Below are 6000 nucleotides of genomic sequence, written 5' to 3'. Positions count from 1 at the left end.
ACCACGCGGCCCGGCGCAGCGGAAAGCTCCCGTCGCGCGTCAGGAGGTACTCGCCGGGTTCGAGAGCCATGTCGAGATCGATCGTGTTGAGTCCCGTGTCGACGCCAATATTGCGTTCGTGAACGGGGCTGAAGCTGCTGCCGTCGTACTCGCCGACGACGGCACTGAACGTGCCGGCCTGGTCGGCGTCGACGGTCGCCTCACCGAGATGGATCGGGTGCTCGGTCTCGAAGTGGATCCCCCAGCGGGACGCACCGTGCTGGGCGCCCCGGGGGTTAGCGCCGATGCGTCGAGCGGGGAATTCGAGGGCGTCGGCGGCGGCTTCGAGCCGCCCGAGCACCTCGTCAAACGCTCGTAAGTCCACGTTGCCCTCATCCGCTTGTTCGAGATCGTTGACGATATCCTCGTCAGCCGCTTGGGCGTTGCCCGCAACGGCCGCAACACCGGTTGCACCGAGGGCCGCCATGAACGTTCGTCGGGTCCAATTGTTCGCGCTTCCACCGTCGTCTGTGGTAGGTCGTTCGACCATGTATCTACATTTCTATATCTATATGAATATAAATAAGAGTAAAATAAACGAAATGAACTCGAACGCTTAACAGGTTAGTAATCGCATAGAAAGGGGTACTCGAGATGGTGTCTACGGCGATTATCGTTCGTCCGATCGACCGGTATCGTTCGACGGCGTGGGGGTTTTGGTTCGAGTACCCTGCCAGACGGCGATCGGCGAGGAGAGCAGCGTCGGAAGCGCCGCAAGGGCGGCACTACAGACGGCGATAACCACGGCCCCCGCAAGCGTCGACAGGATGAGCACCGGCGGTAAGTCAGCCGTCAACCGAACGCCGAAGACGCTCAACAAGCCCAGCGCATTCAGACAGAAGAGCGCAACGACTGCGCCGATCGCGGCGAGAACGACGGCCGGAATCGCCAGCTTACAGGCGTCGAGAACGATGATACGGAGCACTTGAAGCGGGCTGGCGCCGGTCGAGCGATGAATCGAGATCGCCTTCTTGCGAGCGTGAACCGCCTGTGCGAACGCGGCGGTCGTACTTCCGATCGTCATCAGCCCCGCAAGCGCGATCATCGTCCCGAACAGGATCTGGATGTTGCCGATCGTCTGCTCGATGAGCTGTCCCATGGCCGCTCCGGACTGGTACTGTGCCTCGGCAGGGAGCGATTCGAGATCGAACGCACCGTCCAGCACGCGGTAGGTTTCGGTCGCGATCGGTTCGTCCTCCGCGTTCACTTCGAACACGTATTCACCGGGCGGGATCTGCTCCGTGTCCGCCTCGCCGAGCGTCCGGTTCATGGTCGTGGATTCGCCCGGAGCGAGCGTCACGTCCTGTGTTTGTCCGTCGACTGGCGTGTCGATGGTCGTCGTCTGGGTCCGTTCGTCCGGCCAGTGGTTTGCCAACGTCACCGTCAGTTCGGGGGTGGTGGTCGGCGTCCCGGTCTGGGGGGCAACCTCGAGATCCGCCCCGAACAGCCGTTGCTGGCCGTCGACGATCCGAACCGTGTGGCTCGTCCCCTCTTCGCCGGCGTACGTCGTGGTGAGGTCGTACTCGCCCTCGGCCGCCGGGAGGTCGATCCGCGCGATGCCGTCGGCATCGGTTGTCGCTTCGGTACCGTCGATCGAAACGGTCGCATCCGAGATGGGGTCGCCGGCCGGGGTCGTCACCGGAACGAGGAGGGTCGAATCGGGCGGTGCCTCCTCGGGGAGTGTCTCGGGCAACACGGGCGTCTCAGGCGTAAGGACGGTGACGTCCTGTGTCTGGCCGTGAACGTCGATCGTCTGCGTGCCCGCCGAGTCGAACGTGTATTCGAGTTCGAGTTGGGTCTCTTCCTCGGGTTCGAGGGTTATCTCGCGTTCGATCGTCTCCTCGCCGACGTCGATCTCGAGCGTTTGTGTGACCGACGAGGAGTCGTCGTTACGAACGAAGACCGTGATCGGGACCGCCTCGCCGGTGACGATCGTCTCCGGCGCGCTGACGTCCTGAACCAGCTCCCGTTCAGTGGATCCGTCAGCGTTCGCTTCGCTGTCAGCACCTGCTGCGGCATCGAAGACGCCATCGGCGTCCCCCGACGTCCGGATCATATGTACGGTCCCCGGATCGAGCGAGAGCTGGTGGCCGGTTTCGAGTGGGACCATGAGTTGGTCGTCGGCCGTGCCGTCGGACTCGTAGACCCCGACGATCGTAACGCGGGCGACGCCGGGTCGGTCGCTCCCTCCGAGCGTTCGCGTCTCGCCGACGGAGACGTCCTGCATCTCCGCGAGGCTACTCCCGATGACGGCTTCGTCCGGCGCGGACGGTTCGCGGCCGGCGACCAGCTCCGTGTCCGTTACGGAGGCGAAGTCGGAGTAGTCCGCTCCCCGTACGAGATACGACTGACCATCGTGGACCTGTGCGATGACGAGTTCGGAGCTCGCATTGACCCCCTCGGCCCGGAACGTATCCGCGATGTTCGTGTCGAGACGGCTGTCGATCGGGTGGGAGGCACCGGCCGACGTTATCGTGCCGGTCTCGGTGGTATCAAGCGGTGCGACCGCGGTACTGAGACCGCCAACCAGCAGGACGAGGAGGACGAACACGGCGAGCGTCGCGCCGGTCGGAACGATCGTCCGCGTATCGAGGAAGGTCGGTGAAAACGACGACGGAAGCCGCTTCGTGAACCGGTGGACGATCGGGAGGGGGTGGCGCTGGCCGGCGAGCCCTCGAAGTGCCGTCGGCGAGGCAGTCACCGCCGGCCGGGCGGCGAGCACACCGGCGACCGCGCCCACGACCACGAGTACGGCGAGCATCGGGACGAGGACCCGGAGGATCGGCCAGGTGAGCCGCGGTTCGAGCGTAACCGAGAGGCCGGCTCGCGTGGCGAGCGCGATCACGGCCGGTGGAACGATCGTCCCGATAAAGAACCCTCCGAGGACGCCGACGAGTGAGAGAAGCGTCGATCTGAGCCCGAACAACGAGAGAACGCCAAGCGGCGTTCCGCCGGTCGATCGGATGACCGCCAGCAGCTCCAGACGTTCCCAGACGCTGATGCGGGTCACGCTGTAGAGAACCACCAGAATAACGATGGCGCCGGCGGCGGTCGCGACCGTCAGCATCTGGAGGATCTCCTGCATCCCGGTCAGCAAGAACGCATGTGCCGAAACGAGGGGCACACCGGTATCGGACTGATCGAACGACGGGAGGATCGCGCTTCCGTCGGACGGGGCGTCGCCGGGGCCGATAGCGATCGCGCCCGTCGCCCCGAGGCGTTCGACCGTCGAGCTACTGGTCGTGTACCACTGTGCAGGGAAGATCGTCTCCTCCTGGTGGGGCGTCACGGTCGCCGCTAGCTCGCCGTCCTGGCCGACGAACTGGATCGTCTCGTTGTCCGATCCGGGTCCAGAGACCGTCTCCGCATCACCGGGCGGCGGAATGGTCGCCGTTTGCGCCCCGGTCGAAGCATCGGCGAGGATCTCCGGCGCACCGGGTGGAACGCCGACGACGGTGTGTTCGGTTCCGTCGCCGTCCTCGACGGTCGCGAGCGGGAAGACGATCGCGTCGGCGCCGCTGGCACGTTCGGCATCCGCGACCGAGTCGTGGTAGGTCGCGGTCGTCGCGGTCGACGTATCGGCCGTCAATGCCCCGATCTGTGTCCCTGCGGTCAGGAGCAACAACGTCATCCCGACGAGGAAGGCGGCGCTGACCGCGATGATGACGATCGTCAGCCAGTCTCGGCGCGACCACTGTCGAACGAGCGATCGCCGGTAACCCATTGATCACCGCCCCACGAGAATCACCGATCGATACTTCGAAACAGAGATCTCTCCGGTGCGATCCGGCCGGCGGTTGGGAAGGGATATGAGCGTCGACATGGTATGAAAGGATCGTCAGCGAACTGCCGGTGCTTGGGCGGGTTGCGCTGGCGTTCGCTCGGTCAGCGTTCCGTCATCGAGGAGCAGAACCCGGTCGAATCGGTCAGCCAATCGGCGGTCGTGGCTGATCACGACCAGCGCCATCTCCGTCCGGTCCCGCAGGTCGAACAGGAGGTCGAGAACCCGCTCGGCGGTTTCGGGATCAAGCTGGCCGGTCGGTTCGTCGGCAAGGATGACGTCGGGTCGATTCGCCAGCGCGCGGGCGATGGCGACACGCTGTTTCTCGCCGCCGCTGAGCGTCGCGGGGTACTGATCGACCAGATCAGTGATGTCGAGTTCCTCGAAGACCGTCTCAAGCCACGCTTCGTCGCGCTTCCCGCGGTGTTCTTGCGGGAGCGCGGCGTTCTCGCGGGCAGTCAGATCGCCGATAAGTCGAAAGTCCTGAAAGACGAACCCGACGGTTTCACGGCGGATTCGGGCCCGTTTCCGTTCCGATGCTTCGCTGACGTCGGTCCCGTCGACGACGAGCGAGCCGGCTGTTGGGGAATCGAGCAGTCCCAACACGTTGAACAGCGTCGTCTTCCCTGACCCGCTAGGGCCTTGAATCAGGGTGCTGCTGTCCCGATCGATTGTGATCGACACCCCGTCCAGAATCGCTTGCCCACCACGCTGAATAACGAGGTCATCGGCATGGAGTAGATCGGTTATCACTACCACATAGTAAGTGGTTAGAGGGTTATAATTCTTTAGTCACTAATAGATACTAGCATTAAGATAGTTTTTTGGTAGTTATCTTTTTCTATTATTATGTGTATTATATATAGCTGTCAACGGTATCGATCTGTTCGTGAATTGGTTCTCACGGATCGGTGGGAAGGAGGTGTGGGGGCTGTCCAGGTCCGAACGGCGGTCTCTCCCGCACTACCGACACCTTGCCAGAACCGCAGACTGGCCGAGAGATAGGGTAGTATCTGGGTGAACTCGGTGGTCGATCCGAAACGGTCTGTTAGGATGGGACCTGTTGTAAATCATATATGACGCATTCGTCGAGAAAATTGAAGGACACCTTGGCGGATAGCTCTACTGTCCCCTCCACTGCGACGATAAGCGGGACGGAAACAAAAATGGATGAAAAGACGTTCAACAGACGACGACTGCTGAGTACAGCGGGTATGGGTATCGGCGCTCTCGGACTCGGAACGAGCATAAGCAGCCGAACACGGGCCGACGCGGACGATCCGAACGCGCAGTATCTCGACCTGATCGACCAGCAACTGGATCTGCGCGATACGACCGATCCGGATATGGATGAGGACGCCATCCGATCGGTACTCGAGGAAAACGAGAGTCGGTTCGACGGCGATTTGGTCTTTTTCGCGGCCAACGACTTCGGACAGCCCCGCGCGTTCCTCCCCGACCACCTCTCGGACGAGGAACAGGACGCGGCCCTGCAGGCCGTCCTCGATGCGATCCACGAGGAGAAGTGGCGTGCGCGCAACTCGGCGCTCCGGGACGTCCGCGATCAGATGTTCGAGGACGTTCGCGGGATTCAGAAGGGACTCGGAGGCGTCTACCGGGACGATGGTAGCGGTGACTACGACATCGACTTCCCGTCGAACGCGTCGTATAACTTCGTAACGATCCGTCAGGTCGCCGGTCTGGTCGACTGGATGGCGAACGCCGGCGACCGCTGGGACGACGGGCTTCGGCTCACGTACTGATCTACCCGACTGTCGGTTCATCGCGAGTTCCGTGATCAGTTCCGGGTTTATCGTCTCTAGGGGCTTGAGGTCACTCTCATGTCCCGTCGCAGTTCTGCATGACCTACACGGTCAGATGACCGCTCGAAATACGGGGAGCAGTACGCAGGGCGGTCACAAGCGTTTCGAGTCCGATATCACCGATTCTCACGTGCGCACTGGTATACGCCCGGACTTAAGAGTCAACTACCCAATGTATTAAGTGAACTGACATTCGATGTTCTGCTGACGGCTGGCATCCCAGCAAGCCGTCATCTCGCAATTCCACCCAAGCCCCTCCCGTGCGGAGGGGTTTCGGGCGAGAGTAGATGGGTGAGTTGCGTCTCGGAATCGATTCTGAGGGGAGAGCTACAAGGCGTCGCAGGGGTCGATCTCGGT

The 6000-nt window shown here is 62.5% G+C and carries 4 protein-coding genes; 1 reads left to right on the top strand and 3 read right to left on the bottom strand.

What is annotated here, in order from left to right; translation table 11 throughout:
• The 3 genes from EAO80_RS07085 to EAO80_RS07075 form a co-directional block, all read right to left on the bottom strand.
• A partial coding sequence (locus EAO80_RS07085) for a twin-arginine translocation signal domain-containing protein (protein WP_122089227.1) occupies positions 1-529 on the bottom strand: 529 nt, incomplete at its 3' end.
• Between the two features lie 120 nt (positions 530-649).
• Positions 650-3763, bottom strand: a complete 3114-nt coding sequence (locus tag EAO80_RS07080) for an FtsX-like permease family protein (RefSeq protein ID WP_122089222.1) — start codon at positions 3761-3763, stop codon at positions 650-652.
• A 114-nt stretch (positions 3764-3877) separates the two neighbouring features.
• On the bottom strand, positions 3878-4570 hold the full coding sequence (locus EAO80_RS07075) for an ABC transporter ATP-binding protein (RefSeq protein ID WP_394343431.1): 693 nt from the start codon (positions 4568-4570) through the stop codon (positions 3878-3880).
• Positions 4571-5034: 464 nt separating this feature from the next.
• Here EAO80_RS07075 and EAO80_RS07070 point away from each other — a divergent pair, with 464 nt between their 5' ends.
• Positions 5035-5583, top strand: a complete 549-nt coding sequence (locus tag EAO80_RS07070) for a hypothetical protein (protein WP_122089220.1) — start codon at positions 5035-5037, stop codon at positions 5581-5583.
• Positions 5584-6000 lie beyond the last annotated feature (417 nt).

Source organism: Halalkalicoccus subterraneus (assembly GCF_003697815.1).
In the GTDB taxonomy this organism is placed as follows: Archaea; Halobacteriota; Halobacteria; order Halobacteriales; family Halalkalicoccaceae; genus Halalkalicoccus; species Halalkalicoccus subterraneus.
The sequence above is the reverse complement of the archived record's forward strand: the minus strand, read 5'-3'. Positions and strand labels throughout refer to the sequence as shown.

What these genes read in the sequence shown, in the direction of transcription:
- EAO80_RS07080 (WP_122089222.1), bottom strand. Translation starts at nt 3,763, where the DNA reads ATGGGTTACCGGCGATCGCTCGTTCGACAGTGGTCGCGCCGAGACTGG.
- EAO80_RS07070 (WP_122089220.1), top strand. Translation starts at nt 5,035, where the DNA reads ATGGGTATCGGCGCTCTCGGACTCGGAACGAGCATAAGCAGCCGAACA.